Origin of the sequence: Actinomadura opuntiae (genome assembly GCF_030283205.1) — a bacterium.
Lineage (GTDB): Bacteria > Actinomycetota > Actinomycetes > Streptosporangiales > Streptosporangiaceae > Spirillospora.
In genome coordinates this window covers 163138-176075 of record NZ_JASNWF010000018.1, presented here as the reverse complement: position 1 = coordinate 176075, position 12938 = coordinate 163138, and the positions used below count along the sequence as shown (strand labels likewise).

Annotated in this window: 8 protein-coding genes; 5 read left to right on the top strand and 3 right to left on the bottom strand. The window is 75.5% G+C overall.

Features of this window, described 5'->3' with window-relative positions; all coding sequences use genetic code 11:
- Window positions 1-82 precede the first annotated feature (82 nt).
- Window positions 83-565 (top strand): VOC family protein, encoded by a 483-nt coding sequence (locus tag QP089_RS34440; RefSeq protein ID WP_285917433.1) that lies wholly within the window; start codon window positions 83-85, stop codon window positions 563-565.
- A gap of 3 nt (window positions 566-568) precedes the next feature.
- Here the strand turns inward: QP089_RS34440 and QP089_RS34435 are convergent, their stop codons facing one another.
- Entirely contained in the window at window positions 569-1357 is a 789-nt protein-coding gene (locus QP089_RS34435) for an acetoacetate decarboxylase family protein (protein ID WP_285917432.1), read from the bottom strand.
- A 156-nt stretch (window positions 1358-1513) separates the two neighbouring features.
- Here QP089_RS34435 and QP089_RS34430 point away from each other — a divergent pair, with 156 nt between their 5' ends.
- Genes QP089_RS34430 through QP089_RS34415 form a run of 4 tightly spaced genes read left to right on the top strand, consistent with a single transcriptional unit; the run spans window position 1514 to window position 9964 of the window.
- A complete protein-coding gene (locus QP089_RS34430) occupies window positions 1514-2875 on the top strand; it encodes a glutamine synthetase family protein (protein WP_285917431.1) in 1362 nt (453 codons plus the stop codon).
- A 24-nt stretch (window positions 2876-2899) separates the two neighbouring features.
- Entirely contained in the window at window positions 2900-4150 is a 1251-nt protein-coding gene (locus QP089_RS34425) for a cytochrome P450 (protein WP_285917430.1), read from the top strand.
- A 46-nt stretch (window positions 4151-4196) separates the two neighbouring features.
- On the top strand, window positions 4197-8831 hold the full coding sequence (locus QP089_RS34420) for a hypothetical protein (RefSeq protein ID WP_285917429.1): 4635 nt from the start codon (window positions 4197-4199) through the stop codon (window positions 8829-8831).
- A 56-nt stretch (window positions 8832-8887) separates the two neighbouring features.
- Complete coding sequence (locus QP089_RS34415) at window positions 8888-9964, top strand: alpha/beta hydrolase (RefSeq protein ID WP_285917428.1); 1077 nt, start codon at window positions 8888-8890, stop codon at window positions 9962-9964.
- 19 nt (window positions 9965-9983) lie between these two features.
- On the opposite strand, the gene QP089_RS34410 is transcribed toward QP089_RS34415, so the two are convergent.
- Window positions 9984-11411 carry an aldehyde dehydrogenase family protein gene (locus QP089_RS34410; protein ID WP_285917427.1) on the bottom strand — a complete coding sequence of 476 codons (1428 nt, stop codon included), beginning with the start codon at window positions 11409-11411 and terminating at the stop codon, window positions 9984-9986.
- A gap of 4 nt (window positions 11412-11415) precedes the next feature.
- Complete coding sequence (locus QP089_RS34405) at window positions 11416-12909, bottom strand: PucR family transcriptional regulator (RefSeq protein ID WP_285917426.1); 1494 nt, start codon at window positions 12907-12909, stop codon at window positions 11416-11418.
- Between the last annotated feature and the right edge of the window lie 29 nt (window positions 12910-12938).

The following is a 12938-nucleotide window of genomic DNA, read 5'->3' as shown; positions in this document are numbered from 1 at the left end:
CACGACCCTAGCCGCAAGGCTGTGGAACGAATCATTCCGTTCTGTTAGAGTCAGGCTCGAAGCCGCGAGCGAGGAGACGAAGATGGCCGACTTTCCCAAGGCGCCCGAGGGGTACGGCACGGTGACGCCGTGGATCGTCACGCGGGACACCGCCGCGCTGATCGGGTTCATCGAGGACGCGTTCGGCGGCGAGGAGCTCAGCCGGATGGAGGTGGACGGGCGGATCGGGCACGCCGAGGCCCGGATCGGCGACTCGGTCGTGCTCATGTTCGACTCGCCGTTCCCGGTCGAGACGCCCGGTCTGCTGCGGCTGTTCGTGGACGACGCCGACGCGGTCGTGGAGCGCGCCGTCGCGGCCGGGGCGGCAGTGGTCACCCGTCCGACGGAGCTGTTCTGGGGCGACAAGGTGGGGCGTGTTCGCGATCCGCTGGGCAACATCTGGTGGATCCAGGAACGGCTCGCCGAGTTGACGCCCGATGAGATCGGCGAGCGGGCGATGGATCCGAAGTACGCCGAGGCCATGGCGTACGTGCAGGCGAGCCTCGGGCCCGCGCTTCCGGCGTGAGCCTCAGGCGAGGACGCGGCCGCCGTTCCAGGTGACGCCGACCTGGCGGTAGTAGGCGGCGATGGGCTCCTCGACCGCCAGGCGGGACAGTTCCTCGGTGGGGGAGTCGAAGAGGCGCAGGTCGGCGTCGCCCGTCCAGGCCTGGCCGCCCTCGAAGGCCGCGGCGCCGGACTCGATCAGCTCGTCCAGGGCCGGGGGACGCCCGGGTTCGATCGACGGCAGGTGGCGGTGGTGGGCCATGGGGTGGCCGTTGACGAACCCGTTGGTCTCGGACGGTTCGCGCAGCGTCACGACGGCTTCGGCGAGACGGCGGTCGGCGGCGGCGAGGGTGGCGCCGAACCGGCCGCCGGCGGCGATGCGGGGCGCGCCCCGGCCGTGGGGGTGCGGGCGGGTCTGGTGGACGGAGCCGAACTTCTTCGGATAGCCCTGGTGCAGGCCGCGGGCGATGGCGAAGTCCTTGTCGACCCAGATGTAGACGCAGCGCGAGTACGTCCGGCCTTGGAAGGAGCAGCGGACGACCACGAAGCACTCCTTGTACTGGGCGCGGACGGGGTCGAGCAGTTCCTCGGCGGAGTCCGAGCAGGACTGCCAGTCCGCCCAGATGATCGCGACGGCGCCGGGGTCGTCGGCGGCGGGGGCGAGGGGGTCGGGCAGCAGTTCGGCGACCCGCGCCGGGTCCGTGCGGTACTCGACGGTGAGCAGGTCGCCCGAGTAGTGCCAGGGCGGGCTCGGGATCAGCGACGAGCGGCCCGTCGCGGTCTTCGGGTGCAGGAAACCTTGCACTGGCGCCACCGGGACCTCCATTTCATTTGGGCCCATACGATAGGCCGCCCACCCGCGTTTGTCACTCCGCCGCTGGTGTTCGGGGTCTGGCCGGCGGGACTCTTGTCAGGGCCCACCGGCCGCCATATGGTTTGAGCCCAAACGAATCCGGAGGGGAGCGAGCGAGTGAGCCGACACGAGCCCGCCGGCGTCGAGCCGGTGCAGGACGCGGTGCGGCGGCTGACCGCCGCCGGCGTCGACGTCGTGCGCGTCCAGTACCCCGACCTGATCGGCGTCGACCGGGCCCGGGACGTGCTGGTCGAGCGGCTGCCCGCGGTCGCCGCGCACGGCCTGTCGTTCTGCCGCGCGATCTACCACACGAGCCCGCGGGGCGACGTGGTGGACGTCGCGGGCGGGCTCGACGCGGGGCTCCCCGACATCTGCGTGCGCCCCGACCTGTCGACGCTGGCGACCCTGCCGTGGGAGCCGGGCGTCGCGTCCTGCCTCGGCGACGCCTGCGAGCCCGGCGGCGGCGAGCCGTGCGCCGAGGGGCCGCGGGACGTGCTGCGCCGAGCCGTCGCGCGCATGGGCGAGATCGGCCTCGACCCGGTCGCCGGTCCCGAGTTGGAGTACTACCTCTGCGAGCCCGACGACTCCTCGCCCACGGGATGGCGCCGGTACGAGGACGCGCCCGGCAACGTCTACTCGTCCGGCCTCAGGGGCGACCCCGGCAACCACCTGCTGCAAACCCTCCGGTATCTGCGCGACCTCGGGCTCGGCGTGACGATGGGCAACCACGAGTTCGGCGGCGGCCAGTTCGAGATCAACCTGGACCATTCGGGCGCGCTGGACGCCGCCGACCGCGCGTTCCGCTTCAAGTCGGCCGTCCAGGAGATCGCCCGGACGCAGGGCCTGCTCGCCACGTTCATGGCCAAGCCGTTCAACGACGAGGGCGGCTCGGGCTTCCACGTCCACCTGTCCTGCCTGGACGGCGAAGGGCGGAACGCGTTCGAGGGCGACGGGGCGCACGGCCTGTCGGAGACCGCGCACCAGGCGGTCGCGGGGGTGCTGGAGCACGCGCCCGCGCTCGCCGCGCTGCTGAACCCCACGGTCAACTCCTACAAGCGGTTCGGGCCCGACACGCTCGCGCCGTGGCTGATCGACTGGGGGCTCGACAACCGCAGCGCGATGGTCCGGATCCCGCCCGAGCGGGGCGCCGCGTCCCGGCTGGAGGTGCGGCTCGGGGACGCCTCCGCCAACCCCTACCTCGGCATCGCCGGCCTGCTCGCGGCCGTCTACCTGGGCGTGCGCGACAAACTCGACGCCCCGCCGCCGCTGGAGGGCTACGGCTACGACGCCGCCAAGGCGCCCGTCCTGCCCGGTGACCTGACCGCCGCGCTGGCCGCCCTCGAAGCGGACGAGGCGCTGGCCGAGGTGCTCGGCACGGGCTTCGTGTCGGCGTTCCTGGCCTACAAGCGGGACGAGGTCGCGCGGTTCCGGCGGCACGTCACCGACTGGGAGTTCCGCGAGTACGCCTACCACCTGTAAGGCCACCCACAAGGAGCATGCGCGTTGACCAGCGACACCCTGGCCGTGGACCTCGCGGACCCCGACAACTTCCTCGACGACGAGACGCCCTGGCGGATGTTCGACGCGCTGCGCCGCACCGCGCCCGTCCACTGGAACCCCGAGTCCGACGGCGGCCGAGGGTTCTGGTCGCTGACCCGGCACGCCGACGTCGTCGCCGTCGACCGCGACCAGGAGCGGTTCACCTCCGAGAAGTTCGTGAACCTGGAGGAGGTGGACGAGCGGCAGGCCGAGATCCGGCGCTCGCTGCTGGAGACGGACGGGCCGCGGCACAACGCGCTCCGCCGCGTCCTGCAGCGCGAGTTCACGCCGCGCGCCGTCGCCGGATACGCGACGTTCCTGCGCGGCCTGACTGCGCGGACGCTCGACCGGGCGCTCGCCCACGGCACGTTCGACTTCGTCGCGGAGGTCGCCGCCGACTTCCCGATCAACGTGCTGGCGCGGATGCTGGACGTCCCCGACGGCGACACGCAGCGGCTCATCGACTGGGGCAACCGGATCATCGCCAACACCGACCCCGACTACGCCGACGTCCTGCTGCACAGCGAGGAGAGCGAGCGCTACCGCGACCTGCCGTTCCGCAGCCCGGCGTCGCTGGAGGTGTTCGAGTACGGCCGGGAGCTGGCGGCGAGGCGGCGCGGTGGAGCGGGAACCGACCTGGTCAGCCGACTGGTGAACCAGACGCCGATGGACGGCGTGCCGCTGTCGGACCGCGACTTCGACAACTACTTCCTGCTGCTGGTCGTCGCGGGCAACGAGACGACCCGGCACGCGATCACGCACGCGATGCGCGCGCTGATCGACCATCCCGAGCAGGCGGAGCGGCTACGCGAGGAGCCGGAGCTGATGCCGGTCGCGGTGGAGGAGTTCCTGCGCTGGGCCTCGCCGGTCTACCACTTCCGCCGCACCGCGACCCGCGACACCGAGGTCGGCGGCACCGCGATCCGCGCGGGCGACAAGGTCGTGCTGTGGTTCGCGTCCGCCAACCGCGACGAGGACGTGTTCGCCGACCCGTACCGCTTCGACGTGACCCGCACCCCGAACGACCACATCGCGTTCGGGAAGGGCTCGCACTTCTGCCTGGGCAGCGCGCTCGCCCGGCTGGAGATGCGGATCATGTTCGAGGAGCTGCTGCCGCGGCTGGCGGACGTGCGGCTCGCGGGCGGGATCCGGCGGGTGCGGTCCAACTTCGTCAACGGGATCAAGGAGATGCCGGTGACCGTCACCCTGGTTTGATCTTTTCCGGCGTGTTATGTCCGGGGACGCTGCCATACTGCCCGCCATGTCCCCGCAGCTCCCGGCAGATCCCGGACAGTCGACCCTCTACCTGGACTGGGTGCAGGAAACCGACCCCGATGCCGCGCCCGACGCGGAGAAGCTGTTCGCGACCGTCCGCACCGGGCTCGCGCGCGCGTACGAGCGGCCCGGCCGGTTCCTGGACGACATGAAGCGGGAGGTGCGCGGTCTCCCCGCCGCGCACCTGCCCTGGTTCTGGGACACCGTCGGGCATCGGCTGAGCCGGTTCGCCCCCCGGCACGCCGCCACCGCGTACGCGGACGCGCGCGACGCCGAGGCCCGGCACGCGCTCCCGGTCGACGACCAGTACCGCGTGGACAACGCCCTCCTGTTCGCCCGTGCCGGGGCCATCGGCGCCGCGCGGATCCGCCAGCACCAGGAGTGGCTCGCCGCGACCTACCCGCCCGACCGGGCACACCGCGAGTTCGCCCGGTTCGTGGCCGCCTGGGGGAGGGGCGGGGCCGCGCCGCCCGCCGACCTGCACACCCGCGTCCGCAGGTCGGCGAAGGCGGCCGGGCTCGGGCTGTCGGAGGACGCCGAGATCCTCGCGCAGGCCCTCGCCGACGCGCGCGGCACCGCCGTCCCGGACGGCGTGCTCGACGGCGCCGCGAAGGTGTTCGCCAAGGCGCCGCCGCCCGCCGCCCTGCGCGCCGGCCTTGCGGAGATCTTCCCGACCGGCGCCATCGACGGCTCCGCCTGGCTGCGGATGCTGGACGCCGCCGGGGTCGTCGAGGCGATGGCGGACGGCGCCGTCCGGCCGTCCGGCGGGCTCGCGGGCTGGCTCGGCGCGTTCGCCGCGCACTACTCCTACGTCCGCGTCGCCTACGGCGGCATCACCCCCCAGCCCATGCCGGACGAGCTGTTCGCCGTGCTGCCGCGGCTCGCCGCCCGGCTGCGCGCCGAGGGCGTCCCGGTGCGGCTGCACGAGTCGCGCTACCGGGGCGCGTCGCTGTTCGACGCCGACCTCGTCGACGCGTGCCTCGCCGAGGGCATCGCCGTGGAGGACCCGGGCGAGCGCGCGCGGCTGCATTTCTGGAGCCGGGGTTCGCGCCGCGACCTGACGGCCATCGCCGCCGACCCGGTGTTCGGGCCCCGGCTGGAAGGCACCGTCCACGCGGGGCTGCGGCAGGGCACCGCGATCTCGCGGCTGCCCGAGACGCCCGGCGTGGAGAAGGCCGTCCACGCCCGGCTCTCCGCGCTGGTCGACGAGGCGGCGGACGGCGGGCTCGGCGGCGCCGACCGCGCCCTGACGGCCCTCGACGGCCTCCTCGACCCGCCGACGATCACCGCGCTGGACGGCATCGGCGAGGCCCTCGCCGGGCTCGACCTGGCCGTCCCGCTCGCCCGTACGCTGCGCGCCGGCACCCTCGCCGAACTCGGCTGGCCCGCGCTGGACGAGGCGCTCGCCGACCTCGGCGAGGACGTCCTCGGCGTCACCTCCACCTGGCCCGTCCTCACCGTCTACGGAGCCACGCGCGCCATCGCCGTCGACCACGCGGGACGGCGCGGCGCCTGCGCGTTCGCCCTGCCCGACGCGACGAGCGTGCGCACCGTCCACTTCGCTGGCGGCGACTTCCTGGTCGGCTGGTCGGAGCGGGACGGCGCGCGCGGCGTGGACCGCGCCTTCTGGGCGAGCGCCCCCGGCGAGGTCTTCGAGCCGGAGAACAAGCGGGGCATGGTCGCCTGCCGGGCGCTGCGCAGCGGCGGGCAGGGCTACCAGTTCGAGGCCCGCGGCGGCCGCTACGACGGTGAACGCGTCCTGCTCCCCGGCGGCCGGGAGGGCATCGGCGACCACGAGAAGCAGTGCGGCGACGGCACCCGGATCTGGAGCGCGCCCCGGTACTCGGACTGGGGGGAGGAGCTGGCCGTCCTCGATCCGGCGACGGGCGAGCGCGGGCCGGCCGCCTCGCCGCCGGACTTCCTCGCGGCCGACCCGCCGGACGGCGCCGCCTGGGACCCCGACTGGTCCAGCCTCGTCCGCCTTCCCGACGGCGTGACCGCGTCGCCGCTCGGCCAGTCCGGCGGCCTCGCCGGGTTCCGCGTCGCCGCGATGGAGGGCGGCAGGAGCGGCCCGCCGTCCGGCTGGACGATCGAGGGCACCGACGGCCGCCGCGCCACGCTCCGCTACACCGAGGACGTCGGCGACCCGTGGGGCGTCCTGCGCATGCCAGGCGGCCCCGACCTCGTCGTCGCGCTGGACGACTCCAACGCCTACGTGCCGATTCGCTGCTACGACGCGGCCGACGACACGTTGCTGTGGGAAGGGCGCGCCTACCCCGCCGGGAAGGCGCAGTGGAGCGTCGACCCGCAGGGCCGCCCGATGCTGCCGCCGCCCGCGTTCTGGCACTTCCTCGCTCCGCGCGACGCCGCCTCTTCCGCGGCGCTCCGCCGCACCGGCGAGGCCGCCGCCCGCGCACTGCTGGACGCCGCGCCGTCGCCGGAGGCGGTGCGCGACGCGCTGGCCCGCGAGATGCCCGAGGTCACCGACCCCGCGGTCGTCGCCGGGGTCGTCGGCACGGTGCTGCGGGCCGCGGACGTGCTGGGCCGCCGCCGCGCGCTGTCGCGCCGCGTCGAGGTGATCCGGTCCGGCGCGACGGTGCGGCCGCCCGCCGAGACCCCCGACACCGACCTCGACGACGCGCTGCTCGGGCTGCTGCCCCCGCCGCCCCGCCTCAACGGCGAGGAGCGGTCGCCGCGTCCGGCCACCGTCACCGCGATCGCCGCCGACGGCCGGTACCTCGCCGGCGAGATCGACGACGCGACCCGGCTGAACAGCCCGCCCGCGCGGCCCCTCGACTGGGCGCCGCTGCTCGGCGCGATCGACGCCGCCGCCTGGCGGCTCGTCGCGCCGTCGACGAGCGGCGCGGACCGCGCGTCCCTCGCCGCGCTGCTGCGCACCTGGGCGGACCAGCCGTTCGCCCGCCCCGGCACCTGGCGGCGCGGCTACGCGACCGGCGCCGCCCTCGCCGGGCTGGACGCGACCGTCATCGTCGGCGCCGTCCCGTCCGCCGGCGGGCCGATCGACCCGGCGAGGGCGTACCGGTTCGTCCAGCGCGCCGAGGCACCGGAGCCGGCCGGCGCGACGAAGACCGAGACCGCGACCGTCGCCCGCGACGACGCCGCCCGGCTCCGCCGCCTCCTCGACCTGTACGAGCGGAACGGGCCGCTCGCGCGGGACGAGGACGCCGTCGCCGCGTTCGTCCGGGGCACCGGCGTCCGCCGCGCCATCGCGGCGCTCGTCCTGGACGGCCTGCCCCGGCGCGCCTACGAGGGCGGCGACCTCGTCACCCGGTTCGACGCCCACAAGAAGATGCTGCGCACCAAGCCGTACTCGGCGACCAACGAGGTCGCGCAGGAGGCCGAGCACCTCTCCCAGCGCCTCGGCGTCCCCGGCCGGCAGCGCGTGGTGGCCGCCGGCATGCCCGACGATCCCGCCGAGCTGTGGGCGGAGGGCGGTCTCGCGGCCGCCGCCGGGCGCATGGCCGAGGCGTGGTCGCGGCTCCTCGGCCGCCGCGCCGCCGTGGACGAGGCCCTGGTCGCCGACCTGGAACGCGACCTCGGCCTCCCGGATGCCTGGGCCGCCGCCCTCGCCGACCCGGCCGCGTCCCCGATCGCCGCAGCCGACCTGACCTGCGTCGTCGCCGATCGCGAACCGTACGGCATCGGCGTCCACATCGTCTCGTCCGACGGCACGGTGAACACGCGGCGCATGGACCACGACCCGTACGTTCCGCTCGCGTCCGTGCTGGTGTGGGCGCTGACGGAACGTCCCGTCGACGACCCGGCGGTCTCCGGCGTGCCCGATCTCGCCGCGCGGCTGAAGGCGCGGCTGGCCGCCCCCGGCCTGCTGCTCCCGCTCGGCCTGTGCTCCCTCGGCGACACCGGACGGCGCGGGAGCCTGTTCGGGCCGGACGTCCATCCCGTCCGCAGGGCCACCCGCGACGGCGTGTCCGCCGGGCCGGACGGCGACGCGCTCGCCTACGACGACGGCCTGCTGATCGTCGACGGCCGGCGGGCGCTCGCGCCCGTGATCCTCCGCCCGTCGGCGCTCGCCGACCGGGCCGCCCGCGCGCGCCTCGAACGGCTCTGCGCCGACCACGGCCTGGACCGCCTGCTCCGCAGCGTCGAGGGCGCCGTCCTGCGCGCCGACGCGGTCGCCCGGATGGTCGCCCGCGCCGCGGCCACGCCCGTCCCGCCCGGCGGCTACGAGGCGAATCCGCTGCTCAGCGTCCCGGACCTGGTCGCCGAGGCCGCCGCCGAGACCGGCACGAGCGAGGACGCGGCCGTCCTCTACCTGCAGCTGCTCACCCTCGTCCGCCCGACCGACCGCAACGTCCGCAAGTGGAACGGCTGGACGGCCGCCCGGCACAAGGCGGCCCAGGCGGAGCTCGTGGACCGCGCCCTCGTCCAGCAGGACAAGCGCCCCCGCGCGGGCCGCACCGCGTTCGTCCCCGGCGAATGGACCGCGCTCAAGGCCCCCGAACTCCCCGTGGAGGCCGCCAAGCTCGCCACCCACCTGGCCAGGGAGGTCCGCGGCCAGAGCGTCGGCGGCCCGTTCCTGCGCCTGCTGCCCCCGCGCCCCCTGCACGAGATGTTCGCGGACGCCTGGACCGCCCGCTGACCGGACGGGCTACCCGGGAGTACGGTGTCCGGAACGTCCGAATGGTTGGAGGGTGGATGGCGCAGCTCGCCGAAATGGTCCCGCCGTCGGTCGCGGGGGCCGTGCTCCGCGCCGTGTTCGCGCTCCCGGATCCGGTGCGGCGGCTGATCGCCGGCCGTCCGGTGGTGCGGGACGGGCAGCGGCTCGCGCTGGACGCGCAGCTGCTCCTGCTGATGACGCGCCTGGAGGGCGCGAGCCTGACCGCGTCGACGCCGGCGGAGGCGCGGCAGGGCCTCGCCCGCGGGCAGCAGTACATCAACCGGCTGCCGGACCGGCCGGTCCGGACCCGGGACCTGACCGCCGCGGAGACGGTCCCCGCGCGGCTGTACGAGCCGAAGGGCCTGGCGGAGGGCTCGCCGCTGCTGGTGTTCTTCCACGGCGGCGGGTGGGTGATCGGCGACATCGGGACGCACGACTCGGTCTGCCGGTACCTGGCAGTGAACGCCGAGGTGCGGGTGCTGTCGGTCGACTACCGGCTCGCGCCCGAGCACCCCTTCCCGGCGGCCCCGGACGACGCGCTCGCCGCGTACGCGTGGGCGGTGGAGAACGCGGCGGCGCTCGGTGCCGACCCGGGCGCCATCGCGGTCGGCGGCGACAGCGCGGGCGGCAACCTCGCGGCGGTCACCGGGCTGTTCGCCGAGCGCCGGCCGGACTTCGCGCTGCTGTTCTACCCGGCCACCGACATGTCGGTGCGGCGCCGGTCGCGGGAGCTGTTCGCGGAGGGGTTCTACCTGACCGATGCGGACATGGTCTGGTTCAGCGACCACTACTGCCCGGACGTGGCGCGCCGCACCGACCCGAAGGTGTCGCCGCTGCTGGCCGGGGACCTGAGCCGGTTCCCCGCCACCTACCTGGTCACCGCCGGGTTCGACCCGCTGCGCGACGAGGGCGAGGCGTTCGCGAAGCGGCTGGAGGAGGCCGGGGTGCCGGTCGCGCTGCGGCGGCAGGAGGACCTCATCCACGGGTTCGCGAACATGTGGGCGCTCAGCGGCCGGTTCCAGGAGGCCATCGCCGAGGCCGCCGGGGCGCTGCGGACCGGACTGCGGCTGTCCGACGCCTCGGCCCGCGCGAGCAGGCCCGGCCCCGTCGGGTGAGGCCGGGCCCGGGTGCGGGTCAGAGGGGCAGGCCCGTGAGGATCATGACCTTCTCCTCGGTGTAGTCGGCCATCGCCGACCGCAGGCCCTCGCGCCCGACGCCGGAGTCCTTCACGCCGCCGTAGGGCATCTGGTCGGCGCGGTAGGACGGGACGTCGCCGATCACGACGCCGCCCACGTCCAGCTCGCGGTGGGCGCGGAACGCGATGTCGAGGTTGCGCGTGAACACGCCCGCCTGAAGGCCGAACTTGGAGTCGTTGACCAGCGCGAACGCCTCGTCCACGCCGTCGACGGGCTGGACGAGCATGACCGGCCCGAAGACCTCCTCGCGCGCCACCTTCGCGTCGGCCGGGACGTCGGCGAGGACGGTCGGGGCGTAGGCCGCGCCCTCGCGGGTGCCGCCGGTGAGCACCTTCGCGCCCGCGGCGACGGCCTCGTCCACCCACGCCTCGACGCGCTCGGCGGCGTCCTGGCTGACCAGCGGGCCGACCTGCGTCTTGTCGTCCCACGGGTCGCCGGTGACGAGGGACCCGACCCGCTCGACGAGCTTCGGCACGAACTCCTCGTACACCGACCGGTCGACGTAGACGCGCTGGACGGCGATGCAGCTCTGCCCGGCCTGGTAGTTGGAGAACAGTCCGATCCGCTCGGCGGCCCAGTCGAGGTCGGCGTCCGGCAGCACGACCGCCGCGCCGTTGCCGCCGAGCTCCAGGGTGACGTGCTTGCGCGGCACCTGGTCGTTGATCGCCCAGCCGACCGGCACGGACCCGGTGAACGACACGATCGGCAGCCGCGGGTCGTCCACCAGCGCGGACGCCCGGTCGTTGGGCACCGGCAGGATGGAGAACATCCCGGCGGGCAGGCCGGTCTCGGCGAGCAGCTCGCCGAGCAGCAGCGCCGACAGCGGCGTCGCGGGCGCCGGCTTCAGCACGATCGGGGCGCCCGCCGCGATCGCCGGGGCGACCTTGTGGGCGGCGAGGTTCAGCGGGAAGTTGAACGGCGAGATGCCGAGCACCGGGCCCTTCGGCACGCGGGTGATGTAGGCCATCCGGCCCTCCGCGGCGGGGTCGGTGTCCAGGCGCTGCGTGGTGGCGCTGAACCGGCGGGCCTCCTCGGCGGCGAACCGGAACGTGGAGATCGCGCGGGTGACCTCGCCGCGCGCCCACAGCAGCGGCTTGCCGTTCTCGCCGGTGATCAGCCGGGCGACCTCCTCGGCCCGCTCGGCGAGCCGCGCGGACACGTGCGCGAGCGCCTCCGCCCGCACGTGCAGGGGCAGCGCCGCGGCCTCCCGGCGGACCGCGTCGGCCGCCGCGACCGCCTCTTCCACCTGCGCGGGCGTCGGCACGGCGGCGGTCCCGACCACGCGGCCGTCATAGGGGTGCGTAACGGTCAGCTCGCCGTCACCGGTCTCGGGGCGACCGGCCAGCCAGAATGGGGTCACGTTCATGACCTCACGCTATCTCCGGCCTGCCGGATGGCGAGTCTCCAGGATGGCCAATCGGATCGTCGTCGTTGGCCGTCACGGCCAGTGCGATCCACAGTTCCGCGCGGACGGCCGGATCGTCGGGATCGCGGCCCAGAAGCTCGGCGGCCTTGCGCATCCGGGACCGCAGCGTGTGCCGGTGCACGCCGAGCGCCCGCGCCGCCTGCTCGCCCTGGCCGTTCGCCGCCACGTAGGCGCGGACCGTCCCGGCCAGGCCCTCGGCGCGCAGCGGGGCGAGCAGCGCGGCGGCGAACGCCCGCGCGGCCTCCGGCTCCAGCAGCCCGAGCAGGCCCTGGCCCGGCAGGTCGGCATGGTGCAGGACGGCCCGTCCGGTGCGGCGCGCCGCCGCGAGCGCGTCCTCGGCCTGCCGCAGCGCCTCGGCGAGCGCCCCGGCTCCGGCGTCCGCCTGGCCGGGGCCGCTGACGCCGATGGGACCGGTCGCTTCGAGGAGAGCGGTCACCTGACCGGCCAGCTCGTCCGGGACGATCACGGCGGTGCCGCCCGGCAGCGGCGTCGCCAGGCAGCGTTCCCCGGCCGGGTCGGACTCCAGCGCGTCCAGGACGGCGCCGCCGCCCGCGCAGGCCAGCACGCGGACCGGCCCGTCCGGCACCGCGGGCCCGGTGGCCGGGCGCCCGGCGAGCAGCGCCGCGAGCGCGGCCCGCGCGTCCCGCCCGGTGCGGGGCGTCTCCGACTGGAGCGTCAACAGCGCGACGGCCGCGCCGACGATGGTGTGCGCGACGTGCGGGAGCGCCGCGTGCGTCCCGACGGCGAGGAACCCGCGCGGGCGCCCGCCGAGCCCGATCCGCTGCAGGACGATGTGGTCGTCGGGGACCGCCAGCGCCATGCTCGCCGGCGAGGAGCCCGAGGCGGGACGGCGGCGCAGCCGCGCCAGCTCGGGAGCCAGGGCGGCGGCGCGGTCGCGGGCGCCGGCGGGCTCGGCGTGCCGGACGGCGCCGGAGTCGTCCAGCAGCAGCGCCCACCCGCCGAGCAGCCGCGCCAGCCGCGCCACGAGCGCGCCCGGCCCGGTGAGCGCGGCGCGGGTCAGCTCGCGCTGGGCCTGGAACGCGCGGGTGACGTCCTCGTACCACTCGGCGGCCAGCATCCGCGAGACGGCCTTGCCGATCGCGATGAACGGCGTCGGGCGCGGCACCTCCAGCAGCGCGAGGCCCCGGTCGCGGGCGGCGGCGAGCAGCTCGGGCGGGACGGCGGGGTGGATGACGCCGACCGCGAAGCCGAGCCCGGCGGCGCCGCGCCGGACCAGCCGGTCGACGTAGCCGGCGGCGCCATCCGGGGTGAGCCGCATGCCGGTGGTGAGGACGAGCTCGCCGCCCTCCAGGAACGGGGTCGGGTCCTCCAGCTCGCTGACCGCGACCCACACGACGGGCGCGTCCGGGAGCGGGCCGGTGCGCGAGCGCAGGCCGAGCTGGGGGAGGGCGGCCACGGCGGCCAGCGTCGGCGGCACGCGCGCACTCCTTCATGTCGAAACCTTTG

Bases quoted from the DNA above. Each gene is read 5' to 3' on its own strand.
- QP089_RS34440 (WP_285917433.1), top strand. From the start codon at position 83: ATGGCCGACTTTCCCAAGGCGCCCGAGGGGTACGGCACGGTGACGCCG.
- QP089_RS34420 (WP_285917429.1), top strand. From the start codon at position 4,197: ATGTCCCCGCAGCTCCCGGCAGATCCCGGACAGTCGACCCTCTACCTG.
- QP089_RS34415 (WP_285917428.1), top strand. From the start codon at position 8,888: ATGGCGCAGCTCGCCGAAATGGTCCCGCCGTCGGTCGCGGGGGCCGTG.
- QP089_RS34410 (WP_285917427.1), bottom strand. From the start codon at position 11,411: ATGAACGTGACCCCATTCTGGCTGGCCGGTCGCCCCGAGACCGGTGAC.